The 14,236-nt window shown below is 72.5% G+C and carries 18 protein-coding genes; 10 read left to right on the top strand and 8 right to left on the bottom strand.

Annotated elements, in window-relative coordinates:
• Window positions 1–91: 91 nt before the first annotated feature.
• A complete protein-coding gene (locus ABZ453_RS14810) occupies window positions 92–532 on the bottom strand; it encodes a pyridoxamine 5'-phosphate oxidase family protein (protein WP_359015129.1) in 441 nt (146 codons plus the stop codon).
• A 115-nt stretch (window positions 533–647) separates the two neighbouring features.
• A complete protein-coding gene (locus tag ABZ453_RS14805) occupies window positions 648–1,322 on the bottom strand; it encodes a pyridoxamine 5'-phosphate oxidase family protein (RefSeq protein ID WP_359015128.1) in 675 nt (224 codons plus the stop codon).
• Between the two features lie 270 nt (window positions 1,323–1,592).
• Between ABZ453_RS14805 and ABZ453_RS14800 the strand changes: the two genes are divergently transcribed.
• From ABZ453_RS14800 to ABZ453_RS14770, 7 genes are all read left to right on the top strand, one after another.
• Entirely contained in the window at window positions 1,593–2,042 is a 450-nt protein-coding gene (locus ABZ453_RS14800) for an SRPBCC domain-containing protein (protein ID WP_359015126.1), read from the top strand.
• Complete coding sequence (locus ABZ453_RS14795; protein ID WP_359015125.1) at window positions 2,039–2,407, top strand: metalloregulator ArsR/SmtB family transcription factor; 369 nt, start codon at window positions 2,039–2,041, stop codon at window positions 2,405–2,407. Before ABZ453_RS14800 ends, ABZ453_RS14795 begins: the two co-directional genes overlap by 4 nt.
• A gap of 146 nt (window positions 2,408–2,553) precedes the next feature.
• A complete protein-coding gene (locus ABZ453_RS14790) occupies window positions 2,554–3,105 on the top strand; it encodes a hypothetical protein (RefSeq protein ID WP_359015123.1) in 552 nt (183 codons plus the stop codon).
• A gap of 135 nt (window positions 3,106–3,240) precedes the next feature.
• Entirely contained in the window at window positions 3,241–4,233 is a 993-nt protein-coding gene (gene dhaK / locus ABZ453_RS14785) for a dihydroxyacetone kinase subunit DhaK (protein ID WP_359015121.1), read from the top strand.
• Between the two features lie 46 nt (window positions 4,234–4,279).
• Complete coding sequence (gene dhaL, locus ABZ453_RS14780; protein WP_359015120.1) at window positions 4,280–4,879, top strand: dihydroxyacetone kinase subunit DhaL; 600 nt, start codon at window positions 4,280–4,282, stop codon at window positions 4,877–4,879.
• Window positions 4,872–5,282 carry a PTS fructose transporter subunit IIA gene (locus tag ABZ453_RS14775; RefSeq protein WP_359015118.1) on the top strand — a complete coding sequence of 137 codons (411 nt, stop codon included), beginning with the start codon at window positions 4,872–4,874 and terminating at the stop codon, window positions 5,280–5,282. Before dhaL ends, ABZ453_RS14775 begins: the two co-directional genes overlap by 8 nt.
• A 13-nt stretch (window positions 5,283–5,295) precedes the next feature.
• On the top strand, window positions 5,296–5,853 hold the full coding sequence (locus ABZ453_RS14770; protein ID WP_359015115.1) for a GNAT family N-acetyltransferase: 558 nt from the start codon (window positions 5,296–5,298) through the stop codon (window positions 5,851–5,853).
• On the opposite strand, the gene ABZ453_RS14765 is transcribed toward ABZ453_RS14770, so the two are convergent.
• Entirely contained in the window at window positions 5,825–6,463 is a 639-nt protein-coding gene (locus tag ABZ453_RS14765; protein WP_359015113.1) for a TetR/AcrR family transcriptional regulator, read from the bottom strand. The genes ABZ453_RS14770 and ABZ453_RS14765 overlap by 29 nt on opposite strands.
• A gap of 132 nt (window positions 6,464–6,595) precedes the next feature.
• On the opposite strand from ABZ453_RS14765, the gene ABZ453_RS14760 reads away from it, so the two are divergent.
• The gene (locus ABZ453_RS14760) at window positions 6,596–7,357 is read left to right on the top strand and encodes a glucose 1-dehydrogenase (protein ID WP_359015112.1); all 762 of its coding nucleotides are present in this window, start codon (window positions 6,596–6,598) and stop codon (window positions 7,355–7,357) included.
• Here the strand turns inward: ABZ453_RS14760 and ABZ453_RS14755 are convergent.
• Complete coding sequence (locus tag ABZ453_RS14755; protein ID WP_359015142.1) at window positions 7,311–8,042, bottom strand: glycoside hydrolase family 75 protein; 732 nt, start codon at window positions 8,040–8,042, stop codon at window positions 7,311–7,313. The genes ABZ453_RS14760 and ABZ453_RS14755 overlap by 47 nt on opposite strands.
• Window positions 8,043–8,430: 388 nt before the next feature.
• On the opposite strand from ABZ453_RS14755, the gene ABZ453_RS14750 reads away from it, so the two are divergent.
• Together ABZ453_RS14750 and ABZ453_RS14745 are read left to right on the top strand one after the other, a co-directional pair.
• Entirely contained in the window at window positions 8,431–9,405 is a 975-nt protein-coding gene (locus tag ABZ453_RS14750) for a fibronectin type III domain-containing protein (RefSeq protein ID WP_359015110.1), read from the top strand.
• 156 nt (window positions 9,406–9,561) lie between these two features.
• Window positions 9,562–10,110: a hypothetical protein gene (locus ABZ453_RS14745; protein WP_359015109.1), complete on the top strand. Its 549-nt coding sequence runs from the start codon at window positions 9,562–9,564 to the stop codon at window positions 10,108–10,110.
• 12 nt (window positions 10,111–10,122) lie between these two features.
• Here ABZ453_RS14745 and ABZ453_RS14740 read toward each other — a convergent pair whose 3' ends face one another.
• The 4 genes from ABZ453_RS14740 to ABZ453_RS14725 form a co-directional block, all read right to left on the bottom strand.
• Complete coding sequence (locus tag ABZ453_RS14740) at window positions 10,123–10,674, bottom strand: PadR family transcriptional regulator (RefSeq protein WP_359015107.1); 552 nt, start codon at window positions 10,672–10,674, stop codon at window positions 10,123–10,125.
• 20 nt (window positions 10,675–10,694) lie between these two features.
• Window positions 10,695–12,710: an NADPH-dependent 2,4-dienoyl-CoA reductase gene (locus ABZ453_RS14735; protein WP_359015105.1), complete on the bottom strand. Its 2,016-nt coding sequence runs from the start codon at window positions 12,708–12,710 to the stop codon at window positions 10,695–10,697.
• Window positions 12,711–12,802: 92 nt separating this feature from the next.
• The gene (locus ABZ453_RS14730) at window positions 12,803–13,171 is read right to left on the bottom strand and encodes a hypothetical protein (RefSeq protein ID WP_359015103.1); all 369 of its coding nucleotides are present in this window, start codon (window positions 13,169–13,171) and stop codon (window positions 12,803–12,805) included.
• 105 nt (window positions 13,172–13,276) lie between these two features.
• Complete coding sequence (locus ABZ453_RS14725) at window positions 13,277–14,152, bottom strand: hypothetical protein (RefSeq protein ID WP_359015101.1); 876 nt, start codon at window positions 14,150–14,152, stop codon at window positions 13,277–13,279.
• Window positions 14,153–14,236 lie beyond the last annotated feature (84 nt).

Raw genomic sequence — 14,236 nt, 5'->3', positions numbered from 1 at the left:
CCCGGTGGCACCGTCCGAAAGCGACGGTGCCACCGGGCTGCTGGGCTGTGAACCGGGACGACTGGTCAAGTGCGATGGCGGGCCGGGGTGTTCAGGGGGCCAGCTGCACCCCGTACAGGCTGCGTCCGCCGACCAGTTCGCGGCCGGTGACGAGTTCCGGCTCGATGCGCACGAAGACCTCCTGGGGCGAGGGCACCCAGGATCGCGGGCCGGTCCGGATCAGGCGCTCGTGCTCCGCGGGGTCCGTCACCACCATCGCCGGGCCGGTGACGACCACGCTCCAGCCGGAGTGGGTGGCCGCGTCGACCTCGTCGACCTCGAAGGCGACGACCACCCCGTCGACCGCGCGGGCCAGCTCGGAGGCCGCCGAGGTGCGCAGCAGCACCGCGCCGTCGCCGTCCAGGGTGAAGTTGACGGGCAGCACGGCGGGCAGGGCCTGCCGGGTGTGGACGATGCGCCCGACGGGCACCTTCGCCAGCAGACGCAGGCACTCCGGCCGTTCGAGTTCACGGAAACCGTCGTTCGGATACATGGGCCAGCCCGTCTCTCACCTGGGTACATCGCTGGAGCGTTCCGTCCATCCTGCGCCGGGCGAGCCCTCGCGGTGAGGGACCTTCGGTCCCCGTCCGCGCGCAGAACGTCCCGGATCACACCGTGATACGGCGCCCGGTGACGGCGAGGGGATCGACGCGCACCCACTGCTCGCGCCGTCCGCCCGCCCAGGGCGTGCTGTGGGCCAGCTCGGCGAGCCGGCCCACCTCGGCGGGGTCCGTCACGATCTCGGCGTACCCCCGCACCAGCACGCTCCAGCCGCTGCTGAAGGCGTCGTCGATGCGGTCGACCTCGAAAGCCACCCGGTGGCCGGAGGCCCGTGCGGGCGTGGTGCCCGGTGCGGTGCGGAAGACGATCGCGCCGTCGACGACGCTGTAGTTGACCGGCACGACCAGGGGACCGGAGGCGGTGGGCACCGCGATGCGTCCCACTCCGTGCGTGTCGAGCAGAGCCCGGCACTCCGTGGCGCTCAGCTCGACGAAGTCCGGTTCGCGCCCCGCGCGCCCCGGGCCCGGCGGCAGCTCGGTGTCACCGCCGGTGAGGTCCCGCACGGTGGTCTCCAGGGCCTCCGCGAGCCGCAGCAGGACGCCCGGTCCGGGGGCGGCGCCGGGGTGCTCCTCGACGTAGCGCAGATAGCCCGGAGCCATGCCGGCCCGGTCGGCGGCCTGCTCGCGGCTCAGTCCGAGTTCCGTACGCCGTGCGACGAGCCGACGCCCGAGATCACCCGGCGCGTGCGCCTCGACGGCCTGGGAAGGTGCGTTGTCCGCCATGGCTCGTCACTCCCTCTCGTCGGTTCGGCCGCCCGTACGCGGACGAACGCGTACGACGCACGGATGGCCCTCTACCCCATGGTGTCCGGGACGCCATGTCCGCACTTGGGCCGGTCGGCCCTGGTTGCGGGGCCGGGACGACCTGCCGCCGTTCCTGCGCGGGATCGCCTTGGCCGTCTCCGGTCTCCCCATATGCGCAACCAAATGGTTGCGCATTCCGTGCTCGACGTGCAACCTAGTGGTAGCGCATTCACACGAGACGAGGTCGCGATGCTTCCCGACGTCATCGAACGCGACATCCTGATCAACGCGCCCGTGGAACGGGTCTGGACGGTCCTCACCGAACCCGCCTTCCTGGGCCGCTGGTTCGGCAACGGCGACCCGGTCAAGGTCGAGCTGCGCCCCGACGGCCTCCTGCTCTTCGATCACGGCGTCCACGGCACCATTCCGGCCCGCGTCCAGACGCCGTACACCTTCTCCTGGCGCTGGTCCCAGGGCGCCGCGGGCGAGGAACCGACCGATGCCAACGCCACCCTGGTCACCTTCACCCTCGCCTGGGACGAGAGTGCGGGAGGCACCCGGCTCACCATGGTCGAGAGCGGATTCACCCGGCTCGGCCTGCCCGCCGACGAGGCCGCCGATCGCCACCGCGCCAACAGCCGGAACTGGCCCGGCAAGCTCGACCAGCTGCGTGAGCAGTGCGAGCAGCCCGCGGCATGACCGGAGCGAACGGCGGCGCGCACGCGCCCGAGGACGTCCTGCTGGCGCTGGCCGATCCCGTCCGCCGCCGGATCATCGCCACACTCGTCCGCGACGGCGACGCCACCTCCACGTCCCTCGCCGCGCCCCTCCCGGTCACACGGCAGGCGGTGGCCAAGCATCTGGCCGTCCTGGAGCGCGCGGGACTGGTGCGAGGGCGACGGACCGGGCGCGAGGTCCGTTACGCTGCGGACCTCCGGCCGCTGCGGCACGCCACCCGTTGGCTGGACACCCTGGCGGAGCAGTGGGAGGGCCGTCTGCGGTCGATCAAGGCACTGGCCGAGCAGGACGCCGAGCCCGGCGGCGGTGCCACCGACGGGCCGTGACCGCCGGTCCGCGAAAGGGCCCGATCGGCCCATCCGCTTCCCGCCCCTGGTCCCGGTCGGCCCCGCACCCGCCCCTGGTCGGCCCATCCCGCACCGCGCTCCCCGGCTGCCACGGTGCTGGTGGTGACGAGAGGGAGGTGCGACCGATGCGCGCACGTGGGCGGACCAGTCGGTGGCTGTGGCGGTGGCGGGCCAACCCGCTGCGGCGGCACGACGACGTTCTGGAGGCCTGGCTCGTTCTGGCCGTGTGGCTGATCGTCGCGGTGGGCGGCACGTTCGCCGGGTTCATGGCGGCCCACTCCGCCGCCGACGTCTTCGCCGGGCAGCGCGCCGAGCGCGCCCCCGTACAGGCCGTTCTGCTCACGGACGCGCCCCGGGCCTCGGAGACCTACCGCCGGGCCCTGGTGACGGTCCGCTGGACGCCGGCGGGCGGGCCCGCACGGACCGGGAGGACGCTGGTGGACGCGGGCCGTACCGCCGGGTCTCATGTCGTCGTGTGGACGAACCCCCGGGGTGACCTGACCACCGAACCGCCGGGGCCGACCGAGTCGCTCGCCGAGGCCGTCCTCTTCGGAGCCGGTGCGGCGCTCGCGGTGACCGGACTGGGACTCGGGGCCGGGGCCGCCGGGCGGTGCGTTCTGGACCGGCGGCGGGTCGAGTCCTGGGGCAGGGAGTGGGACCAGCTCGCGCCCCACTGAGACGGCCGCCCGGGCCCCCGGGACGCGGCGGGATCCCGCCGTCCACGTGACCTTCTCCCTCCGAGCGCGGATACTTCCGAGAGTGGCAGCAGTACGGGCCCAGGAGCCGGACGCGCGTCTCACCAGGAGGAACCCATGAAGATGTTGATCAACGTTCCGGAAACCGTGGTAGCCGACGCGTTGCGGGGCATGGCGGCGGCACATCCCGAGCTGACGGTCGACGTGGAGAACCGGGTGATCGTACGACGCGACGCCCCCGTGGCCGGAAAGGTCGCCCTGATCTCCGGCGGCGGCTCGGGGCACGAGCCGCTGCACGGCGGTTTCGTGGGCCCCGGCATGCTGTCGGCCGCCTGCCCGGGCGAGGTGTTCACCTCCCCGGTGCCGGACCAGATGGCTCGGGCCGCGGCGGCCGTGAACAGCGGCCTCGGTGTGCTGTTCATCGTGAAGAACTACACCGGTGACGTGCTGAACTTCGACATGGCGGCCGAGCTCGCCGAGGACGAGGGCATCCAGGTCGCCAAGGTGCTGGTCAACGACGACGTGGCGGTCACCGACAGCCTCTACACGGCGGGCCGGCGCGGTACCGGCGCGACGCTGTTCGTGGAGAAGATCGCGGGCGCCGCGGCGGACGAGGGCCAGCCGCTGGAGCGGGTGGGGGCCATCGGCCGGCAGGTCAACGAGAACTCCCGCAGCTTCGGCGTCGCCCTCAGCGCCTGCACCACCCCCGCAAAGGGCAGCCCCACCTTCGATCTGCCGCCCGGCGAGCTGGAGTTGGGCATCGGCATCCACGGCGAGCCGGGCCGGGAGCGGCGCGCGATGATGACGTCCGGCGAGATCGCCGAGTTCGCGGTGGGCGCGATCCTGGACGACATGACCCCGCGCAATCCGGTCCTCGTCCTGGTCAACGGCATGGGCGCGACCCCGCTGCTGGAGCTGTACGGGTTCAACGCCGAGGTCCAGCGGGTGCTCACCCAGCGGGGTGTGGCCGTCGCCCGCACTCTGGTCGGCAACTACGTGACCTCCCTCGACATGGCGGGTGCCTCGGTCACCCTGTGCCAGGTCGACGAGGAGCTGCTCCGTCTCTGGGACGCGCCGGTGAAGACGCCGGGGCTGCGGTGGGGGATGTAGCACCGCGGGCCGGGGTGTCAACGTACCTACCACGCAAGGAGATCCAGTGCTCGACGCCGAGTTCTTCCGCCGTTGGATGACGGCGACCGCCGCGTCCGTCGACCGCGAGGCGGAGCGGCTCACGGCCCTCGACTCGCCCATCGGGGACGCCGACCACGGCAGCAATCTGCAGCGCGGTTTCAAAGCCGTCATCGCGGCGCTGGAGAAGGAGGCGCCCGAGACCCCCGGTGCGGTCCTGACGCTCTCGGGACGGCAGCTGATCTCGACCGTCGGCGGTGCCTCGGGGCCGCTGTACGGCACGCTGCTGCGCCGCACCGGCAAGGCGCTGGGCGATGCCGCCGAGGTCGACGAGGGTCAGCTGGCCGAGGCGCTGCGGGCCGGGGTGGACGCGGTGATGGCGCTCGGGGGTGCCGCACCGGGCGACAAGACCATGATCGACGCGTTGGTGCCGGCCGTGGACGCGCTCGGCGACGGCTTCCCGGCGGCCGGGACGGCGGCCGAGCAGGGTGCGCTCGCGACGATACCGCTGCAGGCCCGCAAGGGCCGGGCCAGCTATCTGGGCGAGCGCAGCATCGGCCACCAGGACCCCGGTGCCACCTCGTCGGCGCTGCTGATCGCGGGGCTCGCGGAGGCGGCCGGTGAGTGACGACAAGACGGTCGGGATCGTGCTGGTGTCGCACAGCGCGGAAGTGGCCACGTCCGTCGCCGAGTTGGCGAAGGGGCTGGCGGGCGGCGGGACGTCGGTGCCCGTCGCCCCCGCGGGCGGCACCGAGGGCGGCGGACTCGGCACGAGCGCGGAGCTGATCGCCGCGGCGGCCGCGTTCGTGGACCGGGGCGCCGGGGTGGCCGTGCTCACCGATCTCGGCAGTGCCGTGCTCACGGTGAAGGCGCTGCTCGCCGAGGGCGACGAACTCCCCGCGAACACCCGTCTGGTGGACGCCCCGTTCGTGGAGGGCGCGGTGGCCGCGGTCGTCACGGCGGCGGCCGGAGCCGACCTCGCAGCGGTCGAGGCGGCGGCAGCGGAGGCGTACACCTACCGAAAGGCCTGAACGACAACCGATCATGACCAGTACTCAGACGCTCTTACGGACCGCGAACGTCGATGACGTGGAGGCGATCACCGAGCTGCACACCCAGGCCCGCACCGCCTACTACGCGGCGGGCGGAGTGCCGACGGCGGAGTTCGACTCCCCTGAGGCGTACGCCCGTCGGCGGGAAGGCTGGCTGCGGGCCGTGCGGGCCGACGACATGACCGTGGTCTGCGCCGAACAGGCGGGCGAGCTCGCGGGGATCCTGATGGCGGGACCTCCCTACGAACCCGATGTGGACGCGGCGACCGTGGGCCAGCTCTACCAGATCCATGTCCGTCCGGGCTCCTGGGGCCAGGGCGTCGGCGGCCGGCTGCACGCCGAGTTCGTGAGGTTGCTGCGCGACGCGTCGCTGACGACGGGCGTGTTGGAGGCCTGGGCGCGCAACAGCCGGGCCCAGGGCTTCTACCTGCGGCACGGGTGGCGGCCGGACGGGCATCACCGGCCCGGGCCCGGGGGCGCCGACTACGTGCGGATGCGCCTGCGTCTGACCCGGCAGCGACTCAACAAAGGCCTCCGGCCGCCACCTTGAGGGCCGTGCGCAGGGTGGCCAGGAGCTCGGCCTCCGCCGTCGCGAGGTCGGGCTCCGTGTCCGCGGTGTGCCAGGCGTAGTGTTCGACCGCCGCCCGCAGCGCCGCGTTGAACATCGCCGCCTGGATGACCGGCCGCAGATCACCGGCCGGCAGCCCGGCGCGCTCGGCGAGGGCACCGGCGAAGGCCGGCTCGGCCTCGTCGTGCGTCTGCAGCCAGACGGCCCGTAGCCCCGGCTCGGTTCGTGTCAGTCGTACCAGCGCCCCCACCGTGGCCCGGTCGGGGCCCGCGACGAGCTGGAAGCCCGTCGTGTACTCGGGCGCGAAGATCTCCTCCAGCGGCTGTCCGGACCGCCATTCCCGCAGACGGGCCGCGAGCATGTCGATGCCGGCCGTGAACAGGGGCCGTACGCAGGCCTCCTTGCTGGGGAAGTAGCGCCACACGGTCCGTGCGGAGACGCCCACGGCCTGGGCGATCTGCTCGCCGGTGGTGGCCGCGACGCCCTGGGTGACGAACAGGTCCACCGCGGCCCGGCCGATCTCCAGCCGGATCTCCGCCTTGCGCTCCTCGGTGAGCGGCGGTCGTCCCGTGCGTGCGCGGGCTGCGGTCATGTGTTCCTCCGGCTCCGTGATCGGTCCTCCGGAATTCTCCAGCACTATTTTATGTCACTCACAGACATTAAGTCGTATGGTGGGCCCTGCCGCACCGGGCGCCCCGCCCCGCACAACGACAGGAGCACCACCATGGCCAGCGGACTCGACGGCAGAAGCGTCATCGTCACCGGAGCGGGCTCGGGGATCGGGCGCGCCACCGCCCTGGCCTTCGCGGCGGAGGGATCCCGGGTCCTGGTCGCGGACCTCAACGAGGAGGGCGCGCACGCCACCGTCAAGGACATCGAGCAGGCGGGCGGCACCGCGGTCGCCGTCGTGGGCGACCTGAGCGAGCAGGCCGTGGTCGACCGGGTGACCGAGACGGCGGTGGAGCGGTTCGGCGGGGTGGACGTCCTGGTGAACAACGCCGGGATCATGGACCGTATGTCGGCGCTCGCGGACGTGAGCGACGCCGAGTGGGAGCGGGTGATCCGAATCAACCTGACCGCGCCGTTCCTGCTGACGCGGGCGGTGCTGCCGCACATGCTGGCGGCGGGCCGGGGCTCGGTCGTCAACACGGCCTCGGAGGCGGGCCTGCGCGGAAGCGCGGCGGGCGCGGCCTACACCGCCTCGAAGCACGGGGTGGTGGGGCTCACCAAGTCGCTCGCGGTGATGTACCGCAAGCAGGGCATCCGCGCGAACGCCATCGCCCCGGGCGGCACCGCGACCAACATCGCGGTGGACGCCGACCAGACAGCGCACGGCCCGGCCGCGCTCGGCCCGCACTTCGTCAACCTCGGCCGTATCGCCCAGCCCGAGGAGCAGGCCGCCGCCATCGTGTTTCTCGCCTCGGACGCGGCGAGCAACATCAACGGCGTGGTGCTGCCGGTGGACGACGGCTGGTCGGCGGTCTGACGCCCGGCCACTTGCCTCGTACGAACAGCCGCGCCAGCCGCTGTCCGGTGGCGACGGCGGCGGCGTGGTCCTCGATCGGCTTGACCTGCGAGTCCTTGAAGACGATGTAGGTGACGCCGGAGGCCGCGCCGCCGCCGCGCGGATCGGGGTTGATGCCGAGGCCGCGGGCGGTGGCATAGGAGGCCTCGCCGATGATCCCGCGGGGGCCGAGGTCGCCGACGACCGCGTACTGCACCCGGTTGCGGTAGACGACGGCGGCGACCGAACCGCCGCGCACCCCGTGGTCCCAGATACGGCTCACGGCCGGCACAACGATGTACGGCAGGCTCTCCGCGCTCAGATCGCGGCCGTCGGACTGCTGGAAGGCGGTGGCGGCGGAGAACAGCGGGTCGGTACGGCGGTTGCAGCGCGGGCCGGGCCGGCCGTCGCAGTCGATGTCCAGGTCCGCCTTCCAGAAGACGGCGTCCCGCGTGGCGCAGACCGGAACGGCGGCCGGGGCGCCCTCGTCGCTGCGGTAGCGGCCGCGCGAGATCTGGGCGCAGCCGCGTACCTTGGCCAGCAGGTCGGCGGCCCCGACAGCACCCTCGCGCCGGGCGACGGGCTCCTCGGCGATGTGGTGCCGGGCCGCGGCCGGGGCGAGCAGGGCGGCGCAGGCCACGGCCAGCGTCAGCGACGGGACGCGCACGATGAGGGACCTCTCCTGGGGAACACTGACGAACACTCAGCCCAATGTGTTGCCCTTTTGATCGTGCGGCTACCGCTGAGGGGCCGTACGGCGCACGCCCCGAAGTCCGGGCAGGGGCCGGGCAGCTGAGCCCGCGTCGGCTCCGGCCGCCCGGCCGCCCGCGTCCGGCGCGGGATCAGCGACGACAGCGGTCCGCGCCACCGGCATGAACTGACCCTCCCCCAAGGAGAGTTCAGCCGCGAGGACCTTCAGCATACGTAACGGCCAGGGGCCCACGTCACCACCCCCGTGCCGCGACGACGCCCTCTTGATGTACCTGCAACAACAGCGTCATATTGGTACGGACCATTGCCGTCCTGTCCCTGCCTGTCTCTCGGGAGGCGAAGCCGTGCCCTCTGCCGCCGTACTCCCACGCCGACTCCTCGCGCCGGTCGCGGGCCTGGTCCTGGTCTGCTCCTGCGGCTGGGACGGCGCCGGGGACGAAGGGCGGGCGCCGGGCGCTCCCGGCGGCGTCACCGCGGCGGCGGGCAGCTCCAGCAGTGTGCACGTGATGTGGGACGCGGTGTCCGCCCAGCCCCGGGTCCGCGTCTACGAGGTGTATCGCGGCACCACCAAGGCCGCGGAGGTGCCCGCTTCCGAGCACATGGTGGACGTCACCAGGCTCAGGCCGTCCACCATGTACGTCTTCACCGTGCGGGCACGCGACACACAGGGCCGCCTCGGGCCGCCCAGCGGGGAGGTCCGCGCGAGGACTCCCGCCGCCGTCCCGGCCGACGACACCCCGCCGACCCGCCCGGGCCGGACCAGCGGCCGGGCGGTCGGCGGCCGGGAGGTGCAGCTGGCCTGGTCCGCGTCGAGGGACGACACAGCCGTGCTGTCGTACGACGTCTACCAGGGGTCCGCGAAGATCCACAGTGTCGGCGGGAACCGGACGGCGACCGTGGTCACCGGACTGCGCCCGGGCACCCGGTACGTCTTCACCGTCCGCGCCCGCGACGCGGCCGACAACCTCTCCCCGCCCGGGCCGGCCGTCCGTCTCACCACGCCCGGCACCGACGACGGCCGCGGCACCGCGCCCACCGCCTTCAGCGTGACCGTTCACCGTGCCGACGGCGCGTACTTCCTGGATCTGTCCTGGGTCCCGCCGCGCACGGACGGCGTGGTCGGCGAGTACCAGATCCTGCTGGACGGGCGCACGGCGACCTCGCTCGTGTACGGCGCGAACGCGCCGCGCGAACGGGCGTCGTACTCCTTCTACGTGGGCCGGCAGGCGGGGGTGAGCCACCGGGTGCGGATCCGGGCACGGCTGCCCGACGGCAGCTGGGGCGGGTTCTCGGCGGAGCGGACCGTAACGACCGGCTGATGGGCCGGACGAAGGAATCCGTCACCTGACCGGGGGCCGTCCCCATGCGCGGCGGACCGGGGGCGCATTGGCTGCCCCTGAGGCAGCACGGGTGTTCCCCGACCCTCGGCGGCACCAGGGATGTACCGCCGACCGTGCCGCCGGAGGGCAGTCCTGATGCGCAACTCCCAGCTTCCGATCCGCTCCGGCCTGGCGGTGGCAGCCGTCGCCGCGCTGCCCCTGGCCCTGGCCGCCCCGTCCGCCTCGGCGGTGGGGACGGGCATCTCGGTGAGCACCAGCGGTTCGACCGTCTCGGTGACGACCACCGTGTGCAACCAGACCAGCAGCAGCGGCATGTGGGGCACGGCCTCGCTGCTCAACAGCGGCCAGTCGAACTTCGCCCAGGGGCGCCAGGTGGCGCTCTCCGGGACGACCAGCCAGCAGTCGGCGGCGTGGCAGGGTGTGCGGCCCGGCACCTACACCGTCATCGTGGTGTGCTCCTTCAACAACACCACCGCGGGCACGCAGTCCATCATCGTCGCGGCCCCCGCGACGCCGACCATCTCCGCCACCTCCTCGCCGTCCCGCGGTGTCATGGGCGGTTTCGGAGGTGCCGTGCGGGACTACGGCCCGGTCACGCTGGGCGTGGGCGGCGCGCTGGTCGGAGCGGGCGTCATCGCGTCCGGCTGGTTCCTGCGCCGCCGCTCGAAGCCGTACCGCCTGTGACGGCGAACGGGCTCACGCCGGGCCGGAGTCCGGCAGTTCGCCGAACTCCTCCAGCGCATCGGTGAGCCACCGGGTCCAGAAGGTCTCCAGTTCGATGCCCGCCCGCAGGACCAGGTGGCGCAGCTTGTCCTCGGAAGTGTCCCGGCCGGGCGGGAAGTCGCGCTTCTCGATCTCCTCGTACTCCGCCAACTGCCCCCGGTGCAGCTCGAGATGGCGACGCAGATCGGCCTCGATGCCTTCCGTCCCCACCACCGCCGACGCGCGCAGCCGCAGCAGCAGCGTGTCGCGGTGGGGCCTGGGGTCCTGGGAGGCGGCGGTCCAGCGGGCCAGTTCGGCTCGGCCCGCGGGCAGGACCTCGTAGCTCTTCTTCTGCCCGCGGGCCGGCTGCTCGGTGGGCAGCGCCCGGATGTGACCGTCGGCTTCCAGCTTCCCCAGCTCGCGGTAGATCTGCTGATGCGTCGCCGACCAGAAGTAGCCGATCGACCGGTCGAAGCGGCGGGTCAGCTCCAGCCCCGAGGACGGCTTCTCGAGCAGGGCGGTGAGGATCGCGTGCGGGAGGGACATGGGCACATCCTAGGGAGGCTCTACAGTGCGGCCGCGACCTCGGTGCCCTGCAGGATCGCCCGCTTGGCGTCCAGTTCCGCCGCCACGTCCGCACCCCCGATCAGGTGTGCGCCACGCCCGGCGGCGACCAGCTCGTCGTACAGGTCGCGGCGCGGCTCCTGGCCGGTGCAGAGCACGACGGTGTCGACGGGCAGGACGGTGGACTCCTCACCGACGGTGATGTGCAGTCCGGCGTCGTCGATGCGGTCGTAGCGCACGCCCGGGACCATGGTGACGCCGCGGTGCTTGAGCTCGGCGCGGTGGATCCAGCCGGTGGTCTTGCCCAGGCCCGCGCCGACCTTCGACGTCTTGCGCTGGAGCAGGTGCACGGTCCGCGGCGGGGCGGTGCGCTTCGGCGCGGCGAGCCCGCCGGGCGCCTGGTAGTCCATGTCGACGCCCCACTGCCGGAAGTACGTCTCCGGGTCCTCGCTCGCCGCGTCGCCGCCGTCGGTGAGGAACTCGGCGACGTCGAAGCCGATGCCGCCGGCGCCGAGGACGGCGACTCGTTCGCCGACGGGCGCCTCGCCGCGCAGGACGTCGAGGTAGCCGACGACGCTCGGGTGGTCGACGCCCGGGATGTCCGGGGTGCGCGGGGTGACGCCGGTGGCGAGGACCACCTCGTCGTAGTCCGCCAAGTCAGCCGCTTCGACCGGGGTGTTCAGACGTACGTCCACACCGTGGGCGTCGAGCCGGTGGCGGAAGTAGCGCAGGGTCTCGTCGAACTCCTGCTTGCCGGGGACCTTGCGGGCCACGTTCAGCTGACCGCCGATCTCGCTCGCCGCGTCGAACAGCGTGACGGTGTGGCCGCGTTCGGCCGCGGAGACGGCGCAGGCGAGCCCGGCGGGACCGGCCCCGACGACGGCGACGCGCTTGGTCAGACGGGTCGGCGAGAGCACCAGCTCGGTCTCGTGGCAGGCCCGCGGGTTGACCAGGCAGGAGGTGATCTTCCCGCTGAAGGTGTGGTCGAGACAGGCCTGGTTGCAGCCGATGCAGGTGTTGATGGCCTCGGGCGTCCCGGCCGCGGCCTTGGCGACGAAGTCCGGGTCGGCGAGCATGGGACGGGCCACCGACACCATGTCCGCGTAGCCCTCGGCGAGCAACTCCTCGGCGAGTTCCGGGGTGTTGATGCGGTTGGTGGTGACGAGCGGGATCGACACCCGGCCCATGATCCGCCGGGTGACCCAGGTGTAGGCGCCGCGTGGCACGGAGGTGGCGATGGTGGGGATACGGGCCTCGTGCCAGCCGATGCCGGTGTTGATGATCGTCGCGCCGGCCGCCTCGACGGCCTGGGCGAGCGTGATCACCTCGTCCAGCGTGGAGCCGCCGGGGACGAGGTCCAGCATGGACAGCCGGTACACGATGATGAAGTCCTCGCCGACGGCCTCGCGCACCCGCCGGACGATCTCGACCGGGAAACGCATGCGGTTGTCGTAGGAGCCGCCCCAGCGGTCGGTGCGGTGGTTGGTCTGGGCGGCGATGAACTCGTTGATGAGGTAGCCCTCGGAGCCCATGATCTCGACGCCGTCGTAGCCGGCCCGCCGGGCCAGGCGGGCGGCGCGGGCATAGTCCTCGATGGTCTGCTCGACCTCGGCGTCGGTCAGCTCCCGGGGCACGAAGGGGCTGATCGGCGCCTGCAGCGGGCTCGGCGCGACCAGGTCCTCGTGGTAGGCGTACCGCCCGAAGTGCAGGATCTGCATCGCGATCCGGCCACCCTCGCGGTGCACGGCCTCGGTGATCACCGCGTGCTGCTCGGCCTCCGCGTCGGTGGTCAGCTTCGCCCCGCCCCCGTACGGCCGGCCGGCCTCGTTGGGCGCGATCCCGCCGGTGACGATCAGGCCCACGCCGCCGCGGGCCCGGGCGGCGTAGAACTCCGCCATCCGCTCGAAGCCGCGCTCGGCCTCCTCCAGGCCGACGTGCATGGAGCCCATGAGGACGCGGTTGGGCAGCGTGGCGAAGCCCAGGTCCAGCGGGTTCAGCAGATGCGGGTAACGGCTCATGGCGCCCCTCCGTCGCGGTGTGGTCCCTCAGTTGTAGAGGACCGCACCGCGTTTGTGCAACTAGTTGCACAAAGGAGGAGGGGGGTCGAGGATCAGCGACTCTCCAAGATCACATGCAGCTCCCGCTCCTGGTCCCCGGAGGCCGACGAGAGATCCCGCACCGTGAACAGCGGCTCCAACGTGCTCCGCAGCCGCTCGATCGCCCAGTAACCCCCCTGCGCGTCCAACTCGACCGAGGACGACAGACCCGTCGGCATCTGACACTCGTGCGCGTCCGTCACCTCGAACGTGCCGAGCCACACCATCGGCCGCGTCTCGTGCAACTGCTGCGGCACCTCGTCGGCGCCCCGGTCGGACTCGAAACACGCGCACAGCGTGTCGAAGACGATCCGTGCGTCCTCCTTGCTGCATCCGCTGATCTCGAGGGAGACCGGCTCCTCGTGCAGTCGCTCACGGTCCATCGTGATCGCTCCTCTCATGGGCGGTGACGCGGTCCGGCGGGTTCCCGGCGAACCGCGTCACATCCCCAGAAAAGCACCACTGTCCGGGCCGTACCAGCGAACGGCTCAGCTCTTGTGGAAGCGGTAGGTCTTGCTGTCCGTCAGCACGCAGAAGCCCGGCGAGACGACGATCACGCGCAGGGTGCCGTCCCGGCGGTCGTAGTCGATGCCCTCCGCCTCGAAGGTGCCCGAGCAGCCGCTGCGCAGGGGCAGCTGGCGCAGGGCGGTGACATGGCCGGAGACGTCCGAGGTGCCGTTCGGCGCGGCGGACAGGTCGACCTGGAGCAGCGGCTTGGCGATGCCGAACAGCGTGCCCGCGGGGTCGTCGGAGGAGCACAGCAGGGTCGTGGGTCCGGAGAAGTCGCAGCCCTGCACGTCACGGACGGCGTGGTCGAGGTTGACGGTGGCGACCTGCGGGAGGTTCACCGAGGGCGAGGTGCTCGCGTTGACGCCGGGTGTCGGGAAGACCAGGAAGCGGGTCATGGTGCCGTACTCCCCCGACAGCATCCACTGGCCGTCGGGCGAGATCGCGTCCCAGGAGTTGTTCAGCGCCTCCCCGGGGCTCAGCGTGTGGACGTACTCGGACCAGCCGCCGCCGGGTGCCTGGACGCGGTACATCTTCGCGGTGCCGGAGTCGGCCTGGTAGGGCTCGACGTAGTAGCCGTCGTAGGAGGCGTCGGGGTCGCCGACGTGGTTCCAGCCGCGGCTGGAGACGCTGACCGGGATGGTGCCGATGCCGGTGTAGCGGTTGGGACTGCCGGCCGGGACCTCGACGGAGGTGAGGCCCTGGCTCTCGGTCAGCGGGTCGGCGCGGTCGGAGCCGACCTCGGTCCAGGTGTCGGCGGCGGAGGCGGGCGGGGCGGCGGACAGCAGGGCGGCGGTGGCGAGGGCGAGGGCTGCGGTCAGGGCCGCGTGACGACGTCGCCGGGCGCGCAGAGGCATGCGAGGGCTCCTCGGTGAGGGTGGGGGCGGGCCTGCTCGGCGGACAGTCTGACCGCGCCAGATGGTCATGTACAGACCAGATTG

The organism is Streptomyces sp. NPDC005799 (assembly GCF_040630525.1).
Taxonomy (GTDB): domain Bacteria; phylum Actinomycetota; class Actinomycetes; order Streptomycetales; family Streptomycetaceae; genus Streptomyces; species Streptomyces griseorubiginosus_B.
Note: the sequence above shows the minus strand (reverse complement) of the source record. Positions and strands in the feature narration are given on the sequence as shown.